The organism is Cupriavidus gilardii (assembly GCF_013314895.1).
GTDB lineage: Bacteria > Pseudomonadota > Gammaproteobacteria > Burkholderiales > Burkholderiaceae > Cupriavidus > Cupriavidus gilardii_C.
The window spans coordinates 185867-204831 of record NZ_JABTYE010000001.1 but is presented as its reverse complement, the minus strand read 5'-3'; the positions used below and the strand labels follow the sequence as shown (position 1 = coordinate 204831).

Genomic DNA, 18965 nt, shown 5'->3' with positions numbered 1-18965 from the left:
GGTTGCGGCCGGCGCCTTGGTCTTCAGGCTGCTTTGCGCTTGAAGGCAGCATAGCGCAGGCCCGTGAGCCACAGTGTACCGAAGTAGACGACCGCCGCAAGCACCAGGCACGAAGCCATCAGCGCGATCCGCAGCAGCGGCGTGGTCCCCAGCGCGACCCAGTCGAAGGTGCGCGCGAACCACAGCAGCACGCCGGAGAGCAGCGTCGCCGCCGCCGCGAGCTGGGCCAGAAACAGCCACCAGCCCGGCGCGGGGCGGTAGACGCCGACGCGGCGCAGGCCGATGAACAGCAGCAAGGCATTGAGCGTCGCGCTGACGCTGATCGACAGGGCCAGCCCGGCGTGCCCGAGCCACGGCACGAAGGCGAGGTTCGCCAGCTGCGTCATCACCAGCATTGCGATCGCGATCTTGACCGGGGTGCGGATGTCCTGCCGCGCGTAGAAGCCGGGGGCCAGGATCTTGACCAGGATCTGACCGACCAGGCCGACGCCGTAGGCCATCACCGCCAGTCGTGTCATCTCGACCGCATGGCCGTCGAACTTGCCATAGTGGAACAGCACCGCGGTCAGCGGCTTGCCGAACACGTACAGGCCGATCGCGCTGGGGATCGCCAGAAGGAAGGTCAGCCGCAGGCCCCAGTCGAGCAGCGCCGAGTATTCGACGCCGTCCTCGCGCGCGCTCGCCTTGGACAGGCTGGGCAGCAGGATCGTGCCGATCGCGACGCCGAGCAGGGCGGTGGGAAATTCCATCAGACGGTCGGCATAGGTCAGGAAAGACACGCTGCCGGTGGCCAGGCGCGAGGCGATATTGGTATTGATGATCAGGCTGATCTGGGCCACCGACACGCCCAGCAGCGCCGGTCCCATCTGCCGCAGGATGCGGCGCACGCCGGGATCGCGCCACGCCGCGCGTACGTTCACGCCGATGCGCGGCAGCATGCCGATGCGCTTGAGCGCCGGGATCTGGATCGCCAGCTGCAACACGCCGCCGACCAGCACGCCCCAGGCCTGCGCGTAGATCGGCTGTTCGAGGTGCGGCGCGACGAACAGCGCGGCGCCGATCAGCGACAGATTCAGCAGCACCGGGGTGAAGGCGGGCACCGCGAAGTTGCGCCAGGTGTTCAGCACGCCCGAGGCCAGCGCCACCATCGAGATCAGGCCGATATACGGGAACATCACGCGGGTCATGAAGACGGCCGCGTCGTAGGTCTGGTTGTCGCCGCGAAAGCCGGTGGCGACGATGGTCATGATCACCGGGGCGGCGAGCACGCCGATCAGCGACACCGCGGCCAGCGCCCACGCCATCACGGTGGCGACCGCATCGACCAGCAGCCGGGTCGGCTCGTCGCCGCGCTTGCTGTGGTATTCGCCCAGGATCGGCACGAAAGCCTGCGAGAACGCGCCCTCGCCGAAGATCCGGCGCAGCATGTTCGGGATGCGGAACGCGACATTGAACGCGTCGGTCATGTCCGAGGCGCCGAACGCGCGGGCGATCAGGATCTCGCGGATCAGACCCGTGATGCGCGACAGCATCGTCAGGCCGCTGATGGTGGCGAGCGATTTGAGCAGGTTCAAGGTCGGGGAGGAAAGGGAAACGGTTGGGGCGCCGCCCCGGAGCGCGTCGCCGGGGCGGCGGATCGCAGTCAGACGGCCGCTGAGCGCCGAAAGTTGCAATCGCACCACACCCGGCTGGCCGGGGCCCGCCAATTGTGGCGCCAATTATACGGATGGGTGTGCGCGGCCCGCCGCCTTCGCCGGCGGGTGGGATCTTCCTTGCGGCGGCTTCGATCTTGTGTGTATAATCGCCGATTCGAGAAGATAGTTGCGTTCCGGATTCGTGTGTCAGTGCATCCCGGGTCGCTCTTGTGCAACTCCACGCACGCATCTGAATTCAGGATATTTACGAAATGGCAAATTCCGCACAAGCTCGCAAGCGCGCGCGTCAAGCCGTCGCCCAGAACGCGCACAACTCCAGCCTGCGCTCGCGTCTGCGCACGGCCGTCAAGGCTGTCCGCAAGGCGATCGACGCCGGCGACAAGGCCGCTGCTGCCGAGATCTTCAAGAACTCGCAAGCCGTGATCGACAGCATCGCCGACAAGAAGATCGTCCACAAGAACAAGGCAGCGCGTCACAAGTCGCGTCTGTCGGCAGCGATCAAGGCCATGGCCGCCTGATTGCCGCGTTCTTCGGCCGCGCCTGGTGCGCTGTCGGCGTAGTGAAAAAAGCCCGTCCGATGACGGGCTTTTTGCTTTTTGCTTTTTGATTTTTTGCTTTTCCCTGTTCGCTCCCGCTGGGCTCTTCGGCCTTCGCTCAATCGAGCGAGCAGGCCTCGACCAGTTGCAGATGATTGTCGCGCGCGAAGTTCAGCACGAAGTCCAGCGCCTTCGGCTCGATCTCGCGCAGCCGCGCATCAACCACCACGCATTTGACGCCGCCGGCCATCACGGGCCGCACGTAGGGGGAGTAGGTCAGGCGAGGATCGCCGGTATCGCCAGGCGGGCGGAATTGCGCCATCACGCCGCACAACCGTTCAGCCCAATCGCTCGGACGGAAGGTCTTGCCTTCCTTGGTGATGCCCTGGATGAAGTACTGGCGAACGGTGGAATTCATGGACTGCGGTGAGGCTGGTGACTCGACGGGAAACCCGCAACGGGCGCCCGTTTGACGCGGCGAGAGGCGATCGGTTCGCGCGAATCTGGCCGGAAGGCGGGGCGTCGGGAGTGGCGGGGGCACTTTTGATGCCGGCGGCAGGCGGCGGCAAGGGTATGCCGGGCCCCGCGTGAATCAGCGGGTATTATATCTTATATAAGACTGCCGCATAAGCCGGGAGGGGTCCCCGGCGCCCTGGCCGTGCGCCCGCCCAGGCTCGCCAAAGCAGGAATAATCCCTTATGATTCCTGAACTCACATTGCGCAAGCGACGCGAAAGGCGGCTCCGCGACAGCGTGGTTCCATGACCGTTCATGGCCTCGCGTGTCCCCATCGAGCCGCCTTCTTTGTTTTATGAGCCCAACGCCGATCAAGCACTACCTCCAGTTCAGCGACCTCGATGCGAAGGAGTACGAGTACCTGCTCGACCGCGCCCGGATTCTGAAGACCAAGTTCAAGAACTACGAGACCTGGCACCCGCTGCACGACCGCACGCTGGCGATGATCTTCGAGAAGAACTCGACCCGCACGCGCCTGTCGTTCGAAGCCGGCATCCACCAGCTGGGCGGCCACGCGGTGTTCCTGAACACGCGCGACTCGCAGCTGGGCCGCGGCGAGCCGATCGAGGACGCCGCACAGGTGATCTCCCGCATGGTGGACATCATCATGATCCGCACCTTCGGACAGGAGATCATCGACCGTTTCGCCGCCCATTCGCGCGTGCCGGTGATCAACGGGCTGACCAACGAATACCACCCCTGCCAGGTGCTGGCCGACGTCTTCACCTATATCGAGCACCGCGGCAGCATCCGCGGCAAGGTGGTGGCATGGATCGGCGACGCCAACAACATGGCGTACACGTGGATCCAGGCGGCCGAGCGGCTCGGCTTCACCTTCCATTTCTCCGCGCCGCCGGGGTATCAGCTTGATCCGGCGATGGTGCCCGCCAGCGCCGCGAGCCTGGTCAAGGTCTTCGACGATCCGCTGACCGCCTGTCAGGGCGCTGATCTGGTGACCACCGACGTCTGGACCAGCATGGGCTTCGAGGCCGAGAACGAGGTCCGCAAGCGCGCCTTCCAGGACTGGATGGTGACCACCGCGATGATGGACCGCGCCAATCCCGACGCCCTGTTCATGCACTGCCTGCCGGCGCATCGCGGCGAGGAAGTCGAGGCCGCCGTGATCGACGGCCCGAAGAGCGTGGTCTGGGACGAGGCCGAGAACCGGCTGCACGTGCAGAAGGCGCTGATGGAGTACCTGCTGTGCGGGCGATATTGAGCGATTGATCCGATCGATCGTCTGGCGCCCGGGCCGCGCCGTCCGGCGATGTGCCGCCCAAGCCCGGGCGGTCATGTCAAAATAGCGGCTTTCCGTTTTTCCTTATCCGATGCGCGGGCTGTCTTACCTGCCGGTCCGCGCCTCCTTTGCGCATCGAGTCGAACATGAGCGATATCAAGAAAGTCGTGCTCGCCTACTCCGGCGGGCTGGACACTTCGGTGATCCTGAAGTGGCTGCAAGACACCTACCAATGCGAGGTGGTCACCTTCACCGCCGACATCGGCCAGGGTGAGGAACTCGAGCCGGCTCGCCAGAAGGCGCTCAAGTTCGGCATCAAGCCCGAGAACATCTTCATCGACGACCTGCGCGAAGAATTCGTACGCGACTTCGTCTTCCCGATGTTCCGTGCCAATGCGGTCTACGAAGGCGAATACCTGCTGGGCACCTCGATCGCCCGTCCGCTGATCGCCAAGCGCCAGATCGAGATCCTGCGCAGCACCGGCGCCGACGCGGTGTCGCACGGCGCCACCGGCAAAGGCAACGACCAGGTCCGCTTCGAACTGGGCTATTACGGCCTGGAGCCGGGCGTCAAGGTCATCGCCCCGTGGCGCGAATGGGACCTGCTGTCGCGCGAGAAGCTGCTGGCCTACGCCGAGAAGGCTGGCATCGAAATCGACATGAAGCACAAGAAGGGCGGCGCCCCGTACTCGATGGACGCCAACCTGCTGCATATCTCGTTCGAAGGCCGCCATCTGGAAGACCCGAAGGCCGAGGCCGAGGAAGACATGTGGCGCTGGACGGTGTCGCCGGAGCAGGCACCGGATGCGCCGGAATTCCTCGACATCGAATTCGAGCGCGGCGACATCGTCGCGCTGAACGGCAAGCGCATGTCGCCCGCCGAAGTGCTGACCGAACTGAACCGCCTGGGCGGCAAGCATGGCATCGGCCGTCTGGACCTGGTCGAAAACCGCTACGTCGGCATGAAGAGCCGCGGCTGCTATGAAACCCCGGGAGGCACGATCCTGCTGCGTGCACACCGTGCGATCGAGTCGATCACCCTGGACCGCGAAGTCGCCCACCTGAAGGACGACCTGATGCCGCGCTACGCCAGCCTGATTTACAACGGCTACTGGTGGAGCCCGGAGCGCCGCGCGCTGCAGGTGCTCATCGACCATACCCAGCAGAACGTCAACGGCTGGGTGCGCGTCAAGCTGTACAAGGGCAACGTGATCGTGCTGGCCCGCGATTCGAAGGACACGCTGTTCGACAAGAACATTGCGACCTTCGACGAAGACTTCGGCGCCTACAACCAGGCCGACGCCGGCGGCTTCATCAAGCTGAACGCGCTGCGCATGCGTATCGCCGAGAATGCGCGCCGCCAACGCGGCGAGTAAGCCGCCAGCCAGCGGCTGCCACGCGCATCGGTAAGGAAGGAGAGGGGCCCAGGCGGCCCCTCTTTTCATATCCGCGCATGTCCGCACCCAACTTCCATCGTTTATCAGGAGAGCAGTGATGAGCCAGTTCGACAATGTTTCCGTGGTCAAGCAAGCCAATCTGTATTTCGACGGCAAATGCGTCAGCCATACCGTGCTGTTTCCGGACGGCACGCGCAAGACGCTGGGCGTGATCTTCCCCGCCTCGCTGACCTTCAAGACCGGCGCGCCGGAAATCATGGAGATCAATGCCGGCGTCTGCCGCGTGCGGCTGGCGGGCTCGGACGAGTGGCAGACCTACGGCGCGGGCCAGCAGTTCAACGTCCCGGGCGACAGCAGTTTCGATATCGAGGTACAGCAGACCCTCGACTACGTCTGCCACTTCGGCTGATCGCCCCTCGCGCGTCCGCGGCCGCGCGAATACGGCGGCCGTCTCCCGATCGTCCCGCTTCACGGAGTTCCGGCATGGCAAATCGACACAAGCCGATCAATCTCGCCCTGCAAGGCGGCGGCGCGCACGGCGCCTTCGGCTGGGGCGTGCTGGACGCGCTGCTGGAGGATGGCCGCCTGCATTTCGACGGCATCAGCGGCACCAGCGCCGGTTCGATGAACGCGGTGGTGATGATCGATGGCCTGCTCGAAGGCGGCGCCGAGCGTGCCAGAGAGAAACTGCACGATTTCTGGTTCGGCGTGTCGCGTGCCGGCTCGCCGTTCTCGACGATCGGACAGCAGACGGTCGACTGGCTGTCCGGCCAGCCCGGCAACAGCTGGCCGCTGCAGGACTGGATGCGGATGTGGTCGGGCTGGTGGAGTGCGACCGCGCAGGGCAGCACCTTCAATCCCTTGCGCGCGCTGCTCGAGGATCAGGTCGATTTCGAGCGCGTGCGGGCCTGCCCCGAATCCAAGCTGTTCATCGCCGCCACCGACGTCAATAGCGGCAACGTGCGCGTGTTCCAGACGGCCGACCTGACCGTCGACGCCGTGCTGGCCTCGGCCTGTCTGCCCTATCTGTATCCGGCCATCGAGATCGGCGACCGGTATTACTGGGACGGCGGCTATATGGGCAATCCGGTGCTGTTTCCGTTCTTCTACCAGACCGCGACGCGCGACATCCTGGTCGTCCATATCAATCCGATCTCGCGCCCGGACGTGCCCACGCAGCCGCAGGAAGTGATGGAGCGGCTCAACGAGATCACCTTCAACGCGTCGCTGCTGCGCGAGATGCGCGCGATCGCCTTTGTGCAGAAGCTGCTCGACGAGGAGTGGCTCAAGCCCGAATACCGCGACAAGCTCAAATACATCCTGCTGCATTCGATTCGCGCCGACGAGGCGCTGGCGGACCTGTCTTCGTCGACCAAGCTGGTCACCGACTGGAACTTCCTGCTGATGCTGCGCGAGCGCGGCCGCACCGCGGCACAGGGCTGGCTTGAGCGGCACTACGATGCCGTCGGCAAGCGCGGCACCGTCGATATCCGCAAGGAATTTCTGCAGGATCTGCCGTTGTAAGGGATCGCAGACCGGCGATCGAGCGGCCAGAGGTGTTCTTCCTCTCCCGTCCGCGGGAGAGGGGCTGGGGCAGAGGGCACAGCGCACAGCGCTGGCAATATCGCGCGCGCTACAGCACCACCGGCTCAGGCTCGATCCTGACGCCAAAGCGCTCCCGCACCGTGTCGGCGATCCGCGTCGCCAGCGCCAGCAGCGCGCGGCCGTCGCCGCCGCCGTGGTGCACCAGCACCAGCGCCTGGCGCTCGTGCACGCCAACCGGGCCTTCGCGCAGGCCCTTGAATCCGCAGCGGTCGATCAGCCAGCCCGCGGCCAGCTTGTAGCTGCCGTCGGGCTGCAGATGGCTGACCAGGTCCGGATGCGCGGCCACCAGCGCGTCGCGCTGCGCGGCGCTGACCACTGGGTTCTTGAAGAAGCTGCCGGCATTGCCCAGCACCGCAGGATCGGGCAGCTTGCGCTGGCGGATCGCGATGACCGCATCGCGAATCGCAGCCGCATCCGGTGCCGGATGATCGTGCAGCTCGCGGGCGAGTTCGGCATAGCCGAGCGCCGGCTGCCAACGGCGCGGCAGCCGCAGCGTGACCGCGGTGATCACGTAGCGATCGCGGCCAGCCTGCTTGAACAGGCTGTCCCGATAGCCGAAGGCACAATCGCTTAGGCTCAGCGTGGCGAAGCTGCGGGTTTGCCGGTCCCAGGCGCGCAGGCTGTGGAAGCGCTCGCGCAGCTCGACGCCGTAGGCGCCGATGTTCTGAATCGGCGCGGCGCCCACGCTGCCGGGGATCAGCGCCAGGTTTTCGAGCCCAGGCATGCCGTCGGCGATGGTGCGATTGACGGTCGCGTGCCAGTTCTCGCCGGCGCCCACGGTGACCAGCCAGGCATCGTCATCGCCGGCGACCGTGTAGCCCGGAATCTGCATCAGCAGCACCACCGCATCGAGATCGCCCGTCAGCACCACATTGCTGCCGGCGCCCAGCACCACGACCGGCCGCTGTGCCGCGCGCGGGTCGGCCAGCGCCTCGACGAGGTCGTTTTCGCTGCGCACCGCGACCGCGAAGCGCGCGCGTACGTCGAAACCCAATGTGTTGTGCTGGCGCAGCGGATAAAATTCGTGGAAATCTGCCATGCGGAAAAAGTTGCCGGACGAGAACGCCCGAACAGCGGGATGGAGCGGAACGGCCTGACTGCAGGGTTGGCGGGATTATACGGAACCACCGGCGAGGGCCGGCCGGTTCACGGATCGAACATGGGTACCCGAGGTCCGAGGTACCGGAAATACAGAAGGAGTAGGCGATGCCGTCGTTTGACGTGGTGTGCGAAGCGAATATGGTCGAGGTCAAGAATGCGGTCGAGCAGGCCAACAAGGAAATCTCGACCCGCTTCGACTTCAAGGGTTCCGATTCCCGTGTCGAGCAGAAGGAAGGCGAGCTGACCGCGTTTGCCGATGACGACTTCAAGCTCGGCCAGGTCAAGGATGTGCTGCTCAACAAGATGGCCAAGCGCAATGTCGACGTGCGCTTCCTGGACTACGGCAAGACCGAGAAGATCAGCGGCGACAAGGTCAAGCAGGTCATCACGATCAAGAAGGGCGTCACCGGCGATCTGGCCAAGAAGATCGTGCGCATGATCAAGGACAGCAAGATCAAGGTGCAGGCCAGCATCCAGGGCGATGCGGTGCGCGTGTCGGGGGCCAAGCGCGACGATCTGCAGAGCGTGATCGCGATGCTGCGCAAGGACGTGCCCGAGGCGCCGCTGGACTTCAACAACTTCCGCGACTGAGTCCGGTCCGACCTGGCGGATGCCGACGCGGCCTGGCTGACAGGCCGCGTCGTCGTTTCCGGCCCTTGCCCGATCCCTCTTATTGCGCCGGCAGGCCGCCGATCTTCGCGCCGGCCTTGATGCCCTTCTGCGCGAACCAGCCCTGGTTCATCTCCAACGCATAGCGGATCGCTGCCTTCGGGCAGTGGTTGTCCTCGCTGTGCGGCCGCATGTCCTCGATATTGACGATGGTGCCGTCGTCCGCCAGGAAGGCGATCGACAGCGGCAGTTCGGTGTTCTTCATCCAGAAGCAGTGGCCGGCCTTCTGCTCGAACACGAACAGCATGCCGGCGTTGGCCGGCATCGACTTGCGGTACATCAGGCCCTGCTGACGGGACTGCTGGTCGGCGGCGACCTCGGCGCGGATCACGTACATGCCGGCGCTCAGCGAGACTACCGGCAGCCGCTGCTGCGCTTGCGATTGCGCGTGCGCGAGCGGGGCCAGCAGCGCTGCGCCGCAGGCGAGGGCGGCGAGCCGGCGCGCCAGGGGGCGACGGGGCGAAGGAAACGAAGTGCAATCGAACGCAGCGGCAGACGACGGACGGCGGAAGGGCATGGCGGCAATGGCGGCAATGGCGAAGATCATGACGGCGAGGCCGGCAGAACGCGGGGCATGTGCAGCAGAACTGCGGCATGACGGCGGCAGAACTGCAGCCGCAAGCATAGCGCAGCCCTGCTAGGCCGGACGCCGGCGCCGGCCGGGGCCCGCCGTCCGGCTGGTATTGGTGCGGCCCGGAGTCGGCCGCCCCGGCCGCACAGGCGCGGCGCCGCGGGCGGGGCCGGACATGCCCAGGCTCTGGGGTGCGACCTCCTGCCATTCTCCGGGCGCCAGACCGAGCTGGCGCAGGTCCAGCGCACCGATGCCGACCCGGACCAGCCGCAGCGTCGGGTAGCCGACCGCCGCGGTCATGCGGCGCACCTGCCGGTTCTTGCCCTCGTGGATCACGATCTCCAGCCACTGGGTCGGGATCGCCGCGCGATAGCGAATCGGCGGCGTGCGCGGCCACAGGAAATCGGGCTCGTCGATCAACGTGGCCTGCGCCGGCAGCGTGTGGAAATCGCCAAGGTCGAGGCCCGCGCGCAGCCGTGCCAGCGCCGCCTCGTCCGGCACGCCCTCGACCTGCGCCAGATAGGTCTTGGCCAGCTTCTGGCGCGGGTCGGCGATGCGTGCCTGCAGCACGCCGTCGTCGGTCAACAGCAGCAGCCCTTCGCTGTCGGCGTCGAGCCGGCCGGCGGGGTAGACGTTCGGCATCGCGATCCAGTCGGCGAGCGTCTGCCGGCTTGGATGGGGCGAGAACTGGCTCATGGTGCCGAACGGCTTGTTCAGGGCGATCAAGGTCATGGGGAAACCGGTGCGGGAAAGGCGCCAGTATGCCGCAGCGGGTGCGTCGCAAGCGCCTGCCCGGGATGGCGGATGATGAAAAATTGCTGCATAATACGAAACCGGTCTTGTGTCTTATATAAGACTCAAATAGGACGCAGTCTCGCGATGCAGCAATGCCGGTGTCGCGAGGGCCGTTACAATGCCTCCCGCTAGGCCCGCATTTCGCCGTCTGGTCACGAACCCGCCGGCCGTTCGAAAACCCCCGTTCCGTACTGGAGACGTCATGTACCAACACATCAAGGTCCCGGCCGGTGAGAAGATCACGGTCAACCAGGATCTCTCGCTGAATGTTCCGGACAATCCGATCATCCCTTATATCGAAGGCGACGGTACCGGCTTCGATATCACTCCGGTGATGATCAAGGTGGTGGACGCGGCCGTGGCCAAGGCCTACGCCGGCAAGCGCAAGATCTCGTGGATGGAGATCTACGCGGGCGAGAAGTCGACCAAGGTCTATGGCCCGGATGTGTGGCTGCCCGACGAAACCCTGGACGTGCTCAAGGAGTACGTGGTCTCGATCAAGGGCCCGCTGACGACGCCGGTCGGTGGCGGCATCCGCTCGCTGAACGTCGCGCTGCGCCAGCAGCTGGACCTGTATGTCTGCCTGCGTCCGGTGCGCTATTTCAAGGGCGTGCCCTCGCCGGTGCGCGAGCCCGAGAAGACCGACATGGTGATCTTCCGTGAGAACTCGGAAGACATCTACGCCGGCATCGAATGGGAAGCCGAGAGCGAGCAGGCCAAGAAGGTCATCGCCTTCCTGCAGAACGAAATGGGCGTCAAGAAGATCCGCTTCCCGGAAACCTCGGGCATCGGCGTCAAGCCCGTGTCGAAGCAGGGCACCCAGCGCCTGGTCCGCAAGGCCATCCAGTACGCGATCGACAACGACAAGCCCTCGGTGACCCTGGTCCACAAGGGCAACATCATGAAGTTCACCGAAGGCGGCTTCCGCGACTGGGGCTATGAGCTCGCGCAGAAGGAATTCGGTGCCGAACTGATCGACGGCGGCCCGTGGTGCAAGATCAAGAACCCGAAGACCGGCAAGGACATCGTCGTCAAGGATGCGATCGCTGACGCGTTCCTGCAGCAGATCCTGCTGCGTCCGGCCGAGTACTCGGTGATCGCCACGCTGAACCTGAACGGCGACTATGTTTCCGACGCGCTGGCCGCGCAGGTCGGCGGCATCGGCATCGCGCCGGGCGCCAACCTGTCGGACTCGGTGGCGATGTTCGAAGCCACCCACGGAACCGCGCCGAAGTACGCCGGCAAGGACTACGTGAACCCGGGTTCGGAAATCCTGTCGGCCGAAATGATGCTGCGCCATATGGGCTGGACCGAGGCGGCGGACCTGATCATCTCGTCGATGGAGAAGTCGATCCTGTCGAAGAAGGTCACGTACGACTTCGCCCGTCTGCTCGAAGGCGCGACCCAGGTCTCGTGCTCGGGCTTCGGTCAGGTGATGATCGACAATATGTAATCGACTTCGCTGGCGTCGCGCGGCCCGTTGTTGTTCGGCTGCGCGGCGCGACAGCGTTGCGCGAACCCCCGTTGCCGACCGGTAGCGGGGGTTTGTCTTTTTGAGGTCAGCAGCAATGGAAAAGGCCCGGCATTGCCGGGCCCTTTCCCCAGGATCCAACGACCTGCGTCTCGGCAACCGATGTTCCGATTGCCCCCGCCGGACGCCTGCCGCCGAAGCCTGTAGCGACCGCCGCGCGCTCTGTCGGCCGGTGCGGTCGCGATGTCGCGCTCAGGCGGCGCTCTGGATGTTCGTGGCTTGCTTGCCCTTCGGACCTTGCACGATTTCGAACGAAACGCGCTGGCCCTCTTTCAGGGTCTTGAAGCCATTCATCTGGATAGCCGAAAAGTGCGCAAACAGTTCTTCGTTACCGTCGTCCGGGGTGATAAACCCGAAGCCCTTGGCATCATTGAACCATTTGACCGTACCGCTTGCCATAAACTCCCCCAACGAAAAAACAGATTTCAAACAGGGGGGCGCTCAGGCCAGCCGCCGGCGCAACGATCATTGCGCCAAACAACGCAGCGCCTCGGTCGAGGCGCCGCTGCCGACTCCGTAGGCCTCCCTGCTCACGGAGCACTCGAGGTCCGGCCTGTTGCTTTGGCTCGCGGGACCGGACCTGAATGTCCGAACGATTCTTCTGGCAAACAATCAGACTGTCAAGCCGGCACATTCCCGACCCTGACGCCAATGTGGCAGGAATGGGACGACGCCCAACCGTGCTACTGTGACGGCTCGCGCAGCGTATTGGCACGCGCTGGGGCACGCCCTCGGGCACGCCGTTGCCCGCTGCGCCGGGCGGCGCGGTTCGAGAGTCGAGGAATGGTCGAGAAGTGCCAGCTGGCCCTTGAAACCGACAGCTTTTGCCCAAATTGCAGACTTGAGCGGAGGGGTTAGAATAAAGCCATGGCTACACGGCTGGCGAATGTCCCACAACGCGATGCAGGCACCGTACTGGAGCGGAAAGAGCAGGCGCTCAAACCGCCGGCCATGTACAAGGTCGTCCTGCTGAACGACGACTACACTCCGATGGAGTTTGTCGTCATGATCCTGCAACAGTATTTCAGCAGGGACCGAGAAACGGCGACGCAAATCATGCTGACCGTCCATCGGGAAGGCAAGGGAGTCTGCGGTATCTATACCAGGGATATCGCCGCGACGAAGGTCGAGCTGGTGTCAACGCACGCGCGGCAGGCAGGGCATCCACTGCAGTGCGTGATGGAGGAAGCATGATTGCGCAAGAACTGGAAGTCAGCCTGCATATGGCCTTCGTCGAGGCCAGGCAGGCACGCCACGAATTCATCACCGTGGAGCACCTGCTGTTGGCGTTGCTGGACAACCCGACGGCAGCGGAAGTTCTGCGCGCCTGCGCGGCCAATATCGAGGACCTGCGCACCAGCCTGAAGAATTTCATTGTCGACAACACCCCCGTCGTGCCTGGTACCGACGAGGTGGACACGCAGCCGACGCTCGGCTTTCAGCGCGTGATTCAGCGCGCGATCATGCATGTCCAGTCGACCTCCAACGGCAAGAAGGAAGTCACCGGCGCCAACGTGCTGGTGGCGATCTTCGGCGAGAAGGATTCGCACGCCGTCTACTACCTGCAGCAGCAGGGCGTGACGCGCCTGGACGTGGTCAATTTCATCAGCCACGGCATCCGCAAGGATCAGTCCGAGCCGGCCAAGCATGGCGAGGCCGGGGCAGAGGGCGAAGGCGGTGACGGCAAGGAAAGCCCGCTGGAGCAGTACACCCAGAACATGAACGCGCTGGCCAAGGCCGGCAAGATCGATCCGCTGATCGGCCGCGAGAGCGAAGTGGAGCGCGTGGTGCAGGTACTGTGCCGCCGGCGCAAGAACAATCCGCTGCTGGTGGGCGAGGCCGGCGTCGGCAAGACGGCGATCGCCGAAGGCCTGGCGTGGCGCATCACCAAGAACGAAGTGCCCGACATCCTTGAGAAGGCGGTGGTCTACTCGCTGGACATGGGCGCGCTGCTGGCGGGCACCAAGTACCGCGGCGACTTCGAGCAGCGCCTGAAGGGCGTGCTCAAATCGCTGAAGGACAACCCGAACGCGATCCTGTTCATCGACGAAATCCACACGCTGATCGGTGCCGGCGCCGCGTCGGGCGGCACGCTGGACGCCAGCAATCTGCTGAAGCCGGCGCTGTCGTCGGGCCAGCTCAAGTGTATCGGCGCTACCACGTTCACCGAATATCGCGGGATTTTCGAGAAAGATGCCGCGCTTTCGCGGCGCTTCCAGAAGATCGACGTGGTCGAGCCCTCGGTCGACCAGACCGTGCAGATCCTGCGCGGCCTGAAGTCGCGCTTCGAGGAGCACCACGGCGTCAAGTACGCCTCGGCGGCGCTGACGGCGGCGGCCGAGCTGTCGGCACGCTTCATCACCGACCGTCATCTGCCCGACAAGGCGATCGATGTGATCGATGAAGCTGGCGCCGCGCAGCGGATCCTGCCGAAGTCCAAGCAGAAGAAGACCATCGGCAAGAGCGAGATCGAGGACATCGTCTCGCGCATCGCCCGGATCCCCCCGCAGAGCGTCAACCAGGACGACCGCAGCAAGCTGCAGACGCTGGACCGCGATCTGAAGTCGGTGGTGTTTGGCCAGGACCCGGCCATCGAGGCGCTGGCATCGGCGATCAAGATGTCGCGCGCGGGCCTGGGCAAGACCGACAAGCCGATCGGCTCCTTCCTGTTCTCGGGCCCGACCGGTGTCGGCAAGACCGAAGTGGCGAAGCAGCTGGCCTTCATCATGGGCATCGAGCTGCTGCGCTTCGATATGTCCGAGTACATGGAGCGTCACGCGGTCAGCCGTCTGATCGGCGCGCCCCCGGGCTATGTGGGCTTCGACCAGGGCGGTCTGCTGACCGAGGCAGTGACGAAGAAGCCGCACTGCGTGTTGCTGCTGGATGAGATCGAAAAGGCGCATCCGGACATCTTCAACATCCTGCTGCAGGTGATGGACCACGGTGCGCTGACCGACAACAACGGCCGGCGCGCGGACTTCCGCAACGTGATCATCATCATGACGACCAACGCTGGCGCCGAAACGATGAACCGTGCGGCGATCGGTTTCACGTCATCGCGGGAGCAGGGCGACGAGATGGCTGACATCAAGCGGATGTTCACGCCCGAGTTCCGCAACCGGCTCGACGCGATCATCAGCTTCCGCTCGCTGGACGAGGAAATCATCCTGCGCGTGGTCGACAAGTTCCTGATGCAACTGGAAGAGCAGCTGCACGAGAAGAAGGTCGAGGCCAGTTTCACCGAGCGCCTGCGCAAGTTCCTGGCGCGCAAGGGCTTCGATCCGCTGATGGGCGCGCGTCCGATGCAACGGCTGATCCAGGACATGATCCGGAAGGCCCTGGCCGACGAACTGCTGTTCGGGCAACTGGCCTCGGGCGGCAAGGTCGTGGTCGATCTGGACGAGAAGGAGCAGATCAAGCTGGAGTTCGCCGAGATCGATACCGAGCCGCCGGAGGCGCCGGAAAGCGAGCAACGCGCGGAGGCCTGACCGCAGCAGCAGGACCGGGTGGCGGGCCATGAAGGCCCGCCACCCGCGTTCCATGCTATCCTTCGGCAAAATAGTACGGGGCGGCAGCAATGCCGCCCCTATTCATTTGGCCGCGCACGGTGCGGGCCGCCGCCTGTCGCGGCGCCGATGCCTGCCGGCACGCTGAACGAGCCACCGATGTTTCGCCTGCGTCGTCTGATGCTGAAGTCGCTGCCCCTGGCGGCGACGACTCCGATCCCGTTGATCGCCCACGCTTTGCCGGGCGAGTCTGCGAGCACGTACGGCGGCCACGTGGCGATGGTCCTGCCGATCCCGCCGGGCGGCAGCGGCGACGTGGTGGCGCGCCAGCTGCAGCCCGGACTGAAGCAGGCGTTGGGGCAGCCCGTGGTCGTCGATCACCGCCCCGGCGCCGCCGGCCTGCAGGCCGCCGCCACGGTGGCCCGCGCCAGGCCCGATGGGCAGACGCTGCTGATGGCCTTCGACAGCCTCGCCCTTCAGCCGATCGCCTACAAGCAGCTGCCGTACGACACCTTCCGCGACTTCACGCCGATCTCCCAGCTGGCGCGTCATCCGCTGGTGGTGGCCGTCCATCCTTCGTTGCCCGTCGACAATATCCGTGGGTTGATCGGACTGGCGCGGCAGCGCGACGAACCGATCCGTGTCGCGTCGCCGGGCGCCGGCAGCCTGAATCAGCTGGCTGCGCAGGCGCTGGCGAGCGAAGGCGGGGCGTCGTGGCGGCATGTCGCCTTCAAGGGCACGGGACCGGCGGTGCAGGCCGTGCTGTCGGACCAGGCCGACCTGGTGCTGGCGAGCTACGCGGCCGTGCAGGCCCACCTGCAGACGCGCACGCTGAAGGCGCTGGCGGTGACTGGCGAGCGCCGGCTGGCGCAGCTGCCGCAGGTGCCGACGGTCGCGGAACAGGGCGTGCCCGGCTTCGAGGCCTATGGCTGGATCGGCGTATTCGGTCCGGCCGGCCTGCCGGCGGCCGTGGTCGGCCGTCTGCATGGCGCCCTGTCGAACGCGATTCGCGCCCCGCGGGTGGCATCGACGCTGGCGGCGCACGGCCTCGAGCCGGTGGCCGGCACACCCGAAGCGCTGGGCCAGCTGGTCCGGCGCGAACACGACAGGTGGCAGGCGGTTGCGCGCCAGGCCAATCTTCAGTTCGAATGATCGATCCGAAATCGATCGGAACAATCGACCCAACGTGACGCAAGGACAGCGGCAATGACAGCGACCATCGCAGCGCAGCGCCAGTTCGACCATGCCGTCGTGATCTGCCCCGACCTGGATGCCGCCGCGCAGACCTGGCAGCGGCTCGGCTTCACGCTGACGCCGCGGGGCTTTCATACGCTGGGTTCGCAGAACCATTGCGTGATGCTGGCTCGCGACTATCTCGAGCTGATGCATGTCGACGGCTCCAGCGATCCGCTGCAGTACTACTGGCACAGCCAGCAGCACGGCGGCGGCTGTGCCGCGCTATCGTGCCGCAGCGACGATGCGATAGCCGACGCCGCGGCGCTGCGCGGCGGCGGCTGGCATACCGCCGAGCCGGTCGAATTCTCGCGTCCGGTGCGTCTGGACGACGGATCCGAACACCCGGCCACCTTCCGCGTTACCGCGATGGACGATGCGCCCGGCGCGCGCTTCTTCCTGTGCGAGCACCGCACGCCGGAACTGCTGTGGCGGCCGGAATGGATGACGCACGCGAACGGCGCGCAAGCGATCGGGACGATGTTCCTGGTGGTGGCGCCGTCGCTGGTCGATGCCGCCGCGCGCGCCTATGCCGAACTGATGGGCGCCGAACTGACGCAGTTGAGCGAGCATGTCTGCAGCCTGGCCGTCGGCGATGCGACGCTGGTGCTGTCCACCCCCCAGGCGCTGGCAGCGGCGACGGGCACCGGCCATATCCGCCAGGCGGTGCCCGGCTATGCCGCGATCCGGCTGCGCACCGCGTCGCTTGAGCAGGCGCGCGCGCTGTGGCGCGAGGCGGGCGTGCCCAGCCTCGACCTGAGCGCGACCGAAACGCTGATTCCGGCCCACGCGGCTGCCGGCGTCGCGCTGCTGTTCGAGCAGCGCTAAGTCCAGGCGGCGTTGCTGCCGGCCGTCAGGCCGCCGCGCCGCCGTGATGGACGCCGGTCGAGCCGAAGCCGCCGGCGCCGCGCGCCGATTCGCTCGAGAACGCTTCCACCGTGGTGAACACCGGCCGTAGCACCGGCACGAACATCATCTGCGCGATGCGCTCGCCCGGCTGGATCACGATCGGCTCGGTGCCCGGCGCATTGCGATTCCAGACGCTGACCATGATGGGGCCCTGGTAGTCGGCGTCGATCACGCCGATCGAATTGCCCAGTACCAGTCCCTTCTTGTGCCCCAGACCCGAGCGGGGCGCGATCGTCGCGGCCATGTACGGGTTGCCCATATGCACCGCGATGCCGGCCGGCACCAGCTGCGCCGGCGTGCCCGGCTCGATTGTCAACGGCGCGTCGAGGCAGGCGTGCAGGTCGATCGCGGCGGCCATGTCGCTCTGATAGCTGGGCAGGCCCCACTCATGCAGGCGCGCGTCCAGGATCTTGATTTCGACGGTCGGGTTCGGGGAAGCGGTCATCAGGGTTCAGGTTTGCGGTGGATCAGATTCGTCCGGGACGATCGTGCCTACTCAAGGCCGTTCAACCGGCAGCCGCTCGGCGATCGCCGCCACCAGCTGCCGCGCGAGCGACAGCTTGTCCGCCCGCGGCAGCCGCGTCGCGCCGTGCTCGTCGAACAGCACGATCTCGTTCTCGTCCAGGCCGAAGGTGTGGTGGCCGATATTGCCGACCAGCAGCGGCACGCCCTTGCGGCGGCGTTTCTGGTCGCCGTATTGCTCGAGGTTCTCGCTCTCGGCGGCGAAGCCCACGCAGTAGGGGGCGTCTGGCCGCGCCGCCACCGTGGCCAGGATGTCGGGGTTTTGCACGAAGCGCAGTGTCGGCGTGTCGGTGTCGTTGGCCTTTTTCAGCTTCTGCTCGGCCACCTCGGCAGGACGCCAGTCGGCCACCGCGGCCACCGCGACGAAGACGTCGATGCCGCGCAGCTGCGACAGCACCGCTTCGTGCATCTGCTGGGCGCTCTGCACGTCGATGCGGGCGACGCCGCGCGGGGTCGGCAGCGCCGTCGGGCCGGCCACCAGCAGCACGTCGGCGCCGGCTTCGCGCGCCGCGCGCGCCAGCGCGAAGCCCATCTTGCCGGACGAGCGGTTGGTGATGCCGCGCACCGGGTCGATCGCCTCGAAGGTCGGGCCGGCGGTGATCAGCATCCTGCGGCCGGCGAGCAACCTGGGCTGGAAGTGGGCGACGATATCGTCGAGCAGTTCCTCGGGCTCGAGCATGCGGCCATCGCCAACCTCGCCGCAGGCCTGGTCGCCGCTGCCCGGACCGAGCACTGCCACGCCGTCGGCGCGCAGCTGCGCGATATTGCGCTGGGTCGCGGGCGCCATCCACATCTGCCGATTCATCGCCGGGGCGACCAGCAGCGGGCAATCGCGCGCGATGCACAGCGTCGACAGCAGGTCGTCGCACAGGCCGTTGGCCAGGCGCGCGAGGAAATCGGTCGACGCCGGCGCGATCACGATCGCATCGGCCTCGCGCGACAGGTCGATATGCGCCATGTTGTTGGCGATGCGGCCGTCCCACTGCGAGGTGAACACCGGCCGCCCCGACAGGGCCTGCATCGTGACCGGCGTGATGAACTGCGCCGCCGCGTCCGTCATCACCACCTGGACGGTGGCGCCGGCCTTGGTCAGCAGCCGGACCAGCTCGGCCGACTTGTAGCAGGCGATGCCGCCGGTCAGCCCGAGTACGAGATGTTTGCCGCGCAGATCCATGGAGGGGCC

19 protein-coding genes are annotated in these 18965 nt (G+C 65.9%); 11 read left to right on the top strand and 8 right to left on the bottom strand.

The window, feature by feature from the left end:
- Positions 1-23 precede the first annotated feature (23 nt).
- Positions 24-1574 (bottom strand): murein biosynthesis integral membrane protein MurJ, encoded by a 1551-nt coding sequence (gene murJ, locus HTY53_RS00950; RefSeq protein ID WP_174104515.1) that lies wholly within the window; start codon positions 1572-1574, stop codon positions 24-26.
- A gap of 332 nt (positions 1575-1906) precedes the next feature.
- Here murJ and rpsT point away from each other — a divergent pair, with 332 nt between their 5' ends.
- The gene (gene rpsT / locus HTY53_RS00945) at positions 1907-2173 is read left to right on the top strand and encodes a 30S ribosomal protein S20 (protein WP_006579059.1); all 267 of its coding nucleotides are present in this window, start codon (positions 1907-1909) and stop codon (positions 2171-2173) included.
- A gap of 136 nt (positions 2174-2309) precedes the next feature.
- Here the strand turns inward: rpsT and HTY53_RS00940 are convergent, their stop codons facing one another.
- Complete coding sequence (locus tag HTY53_RS00940) at positions 2310-2609, bottom strand: DUF3579 domain-containing protein (protein ID WP_174104514.1); 300 nt, start codon at positions 2607-2609, stop codon at positions 2310-2312.
- Positions 2610-3001: 392 nt separating this feature from the next.
- Between HTY53_RS00940 and argF the strand changes: the two genes are divergently transcribed.
- The 4 genes from argF to HTY53_RS00920 all read left to right on the top strand — a co-directional run bounded on the left by argF (position 3002) and on the right by HTY53_RS00920 (position 6864).
- Positions 3002-3925, top strand: coding sequence for an ornithine carbamoyltransferase (gene argF / locus HTY53_RS00935; RefSeq protein WP_174104513.1), 924 nt, complete (start codon positions 3002-3004; stop codon positions 3923-3925).
- A gap of 164 nt (positions 3926-4089) precedes the next feature.
- Positions 4090-5319, top strand: coding sequence for an argininosuccinate synthase (locus HTY53_RS00930; protein ID WP_174104512.1), 1230 nt, complete (start codon positions 4090-4092; stop codon positions 5317-5319).
- A gap of 118 nt (positions 5320-5437) precedes the next feature.
- Positions 5438-5749, top strand: coding sequence for a pyrimidine/purine nucleoside phosphorylase (locus tag HTY53_RS00925; RefSeq protein WP_149316696.1), 312 nt, complete (start codon positions 5438-5440; stop codon positions 5747-5749).
- Between the two features lie 74 nt (positions 5750-5823).
- Positions 5824-6864: a patatin-like phospholipase family protein gene (locus HTY53_RS00920; RefSeq protein ID WP_174104511.1), complete on the top strand. Its 1041-nt coding sequence runs from the start codon at positions 5824-5826 to the stop codon at positions 6862-6864.
- Positions 6865-6973: 109 nt separating this feature from the next.
- On the opposite strand, the gene murB is transcribed toward HTY53_RS00920, so the two are convergent.
- A complete protein-coding gene (gene murB / locus HTY53_RS00915) occupies positions 6974-7984 on the bottom strand; it encodes a UDP-N-acetylmuramate dehydrogenase (RefSeq protein ID WP_174104510.1) in 1011 nt (336 codons plus the stop codon).
- A gap of 167 nt (positions 7985-8151) precedes the next feature.
- On the opposite strand from murB, the gene HTY53_RS00910 reads away from it, so the two are divergent.
- Complete coding sequence (locus HTY53_RS00910) at positions 8152-8637, top strand: YajQ family cyclic di-GMP-binding protein (RefSeq protein ID WP_174104509.1); 486 nt, start codon at positions 8152-8154, stop codon at positions 8635-8637.
- A 79-nt stretch (positions 8638-8716) separates the two neighbouring features.
- Here the strand turns inward: HTY53_RS00910 and HTY53_RS00905 are convergent, their stop codons facing one another.
- The gene (locus HTY53_RS00905) at positions 8717-9241 is read right to left on the bottom strand and encodes a DUF192 domain-containing protein (protein ID WP_371558506.1); all 525 of its coding nucleotides are present in this window, start codon (positions 9239-9241) and stop codon (positions 8717-8719) included.
- A gap of 111 nt (positions 9242-9352) precedes the next feature.
- Positions 9353-10018 (bottom strand): pseudouridine synthase, encoded by a 666-nt coding sequence (locus HTY53_RS00900; protein WP_174104508.1) that lies wholly within the window; start codon positions 10016-10018, stop codon positions 9353-9355.
- A 265-nt stretch (positions 10019-10283) separates the two neighbouring features.
- Here HTY53_RS00900 and icd point away from each other — a divergent pair, with 265 nt between their 5' ends.
- Positions 10284-11534, top strand: a complete 1251-nt coding sequence (gene icd / locus HTY53_RS00895; RefSeq protein ID WP_174104507.1) for an NADP-dependent isocitrate dehydrogenase — start codon at positions 10284-10286, stop codon at positions 11532-11534.
- 270 nt (positions 11535-11804) lie between these two features.
- On the opposite strand, the gene HTY53_RS00890 is transcribed toward icd, so the two are convergent.
- A complete protein-coding gene (locus HTY53_RS00890) occupies positions 11805-12011 on the bottom strand; it encodes a cold-shock protein (protein ID WP_006578050.1) in 207 nt (68 codons plus the stop codon).
- A gap of 468 nt (positions 12012-12479) precedes the next feature.
- Between HTY53_RS00890 and clpS the strand changes: the two genes are divergently transcribed.
- The 4 genes from clpS (at position 12480) to HTY53_RS00870 (ending at position 17179) form a co-directional block, all read left to right on the top strand.
- Positions 12480-12806, top strand: coding sequence for an ATP-dependent Clp protease adapter ClpS (gene clpS / locus HTY53_RS00885; protein WP_006578051.1), 327 nt, complete (start codon positions 12480-12482; stop codon positions 12804-12806).
- On the top strand, positions 12803-15100 hold the full coding sequence (clpA, locus tag HTY53_RS00880) for an ATP-dependent Clp protease ATP-binding subunit ClpA (protein WP_174104506.1): 2298 nt from the start codon (positions 12803-12805) through the stop codon (positions 15098-15100). The genes clpS and clpA overlap by 4 nt, the downstream gene beginning before the upstream one ends.
- Positions 15101-15277: 177 nt before the next feature.
- Entirely contained in the window at positions 15278-16270 is a 993-nt protein-coding gene (locus tag HTY53_RS00875; RefSeq protein ID WP_238511171.1) for a Bug family tripartite tricarboxylate transporter substrate binding protein, read from the top strand.
- Positions 16271-16324: 54 nt separating this feature from the next.
- Positions 16325-17179, top strand: a complete 855-nt coding sequence (locus HTY53_RS00870; RefSeq protein ID WP_174104504.1) for a VOC family protein — start codon at positions 16325-16327, stop codon at positions 17177-17179.
- A 25-nt stretch (positions 17180-17204) separates the two neighbouring features.
- Here HTY53_RS00870 and dut read toward each other — a convergent pair whose 3' ends face one another.
- Positions 17205-17705: a dUTP diphosphatase gene (gene dut, locus HTY53_RS00865; protein ID WP_149316705.1), complete on the bottom strand. Its 501-nt coding sequence runs from the start codon at positions 17703-17705 to the stop codon at positions 17205-17207.
- 51 nt (positions 17706-17756) lie between these two features.
- The gene (gene coaBC, locus HTY53_RS00860; RefSeq protein WP_174104503.1) at positions 17757-18956 is read right to left on the bottom strand and encodes a bifunctional phosphopantothenoylcysteine decarboxylase/phosphopantothenate--cysteine ligase CoaBC; all 1200 of its coding nucleotides are present in this window, start codon (positions 18954-18956) and stop codon (positions 17757-17759) included.
- Positions 18957-18965: the final 9 nt, after the last annotated feature.

Excerpts from the sequence above, each read along its gene's own strand:
- dut (WP_149316705.1), bottom strand. The coding sequence starts at position 17,705 with ATGACCGCTTCCCCGAACCCGACCGTCGAAATCAAGATCCTGGACGCG.
- murB (WP_174104510.1), bottom strand. The coding sequence starts at position 7,984 with ATGGCAGATTTCCACGAATTTTATCCGCTGCGCCAGCACAACACATTG.
- coaBC (WP_174104503.1), bottom strand. The coding sequence starts at position 18,956 with ATGGATCTGCGCGGCAAACATCTCGTACTCGGGCTGACCGGCGGCATC.
- HTY53_RS00875 (WP_238511171.1), top strand. The coding sequence starts at position 15,278 with ATGTTTCGCCTGCGTCGTCTGATGCTGAAGTCGCTGCCCCTGGCGGCG.
- clpA (WP_174104506.1), top strand. The coding sequence starts at position 12,803 with ATGATTGCGCAAGAACTGGAAGTCAGCCTGCATATGGCCTTCGTCGAG.
- HTY53_RS00890 (WP_006578050.1), bottom strand. The coding sequence starts at position 12,011 with ATGGCAAGCGGTACGGTCAAATGGTTCAATGATGCCAAGGGCTTCGGG.
- icd (WP_174104507.1), top strand. The coding sequence starts at position 10,284 with ATGTACCAACACATCAAGGTCCCGGCCGGTGAGAAGATCACGGTCAAC.
- argF (WP_174104513.1), top strand. The coding sequence starts at position 3,002 with ATGAGCCCAACGCCGATCAAGCACTACCTCCAGTTCAGCGACCTCGAT.
- HTY53_RS00930 (WP_174104512.1), top strand. The coding sequence starts at position 4,090 with ATGAGCGATATCAAGAAAGTCGTGCTCGCCTACTCCGGCGGGCTGGAC.
- HTY53_RS00870 (WP_174104504.1), top strand. The coding sequence starts at position 16,325 with ATGACAGCGACCATCGCAGCGCAGCGCCAGTTCGACCATGCCGTCGTG.
- HTY53_RS00910 (WP_174104509.1), top strand. The coding sequence starts at position 8,152 with ATGCCGTCGTTTGACGTGGTGTGCGAAGCGAATATGGTCGAGGTCAAG.
- HTY53_RS00940 (WP_174104514.1), bottom strand. The coding sequence starts at position 2,609 with ATGAATTCCACCGTTCGCCAGTACTTCATCCAGGGCATCACCAAGGAA.
- HTY53_RS00925 (WP_149316696.1), top strand. The coding sequence starts at position 5,438 with ATGAGCCAGTTCGACAATGTTTCCGTGGTCAAGCAAGCCAATCTGTAT.
- HTY53_RS00920 (WP_174104511.1), top strand. The coding sequence starts at position 5,824 with ATGGCAAATCGACACAAGCCGATCAATCTCGCCCTGCAAGGCGGCGGC.
- HTY53_RS00900 (WP_174104508.1), bottom strand. The coding sequence starts at position 10,018 with ATGACCTTGATCGCCCTGAACAAGCCGTTCGGCACCATGAGCCAGTTC.
- clpS (WP_006578051.1), top strand. The coding sequence starts at position 12,480 with ATGGCTACACGGCTGGCGAATGTCCCACAACGCGATGCAGGCACCGTA.
- rpsT (WP_006579059.1), top strand. The coding sequence starts at position 1,907 with ATGGCAAATTCCGCACAAGCTCGCAAGCGCGCGCGTCAAGCCGTCGCC.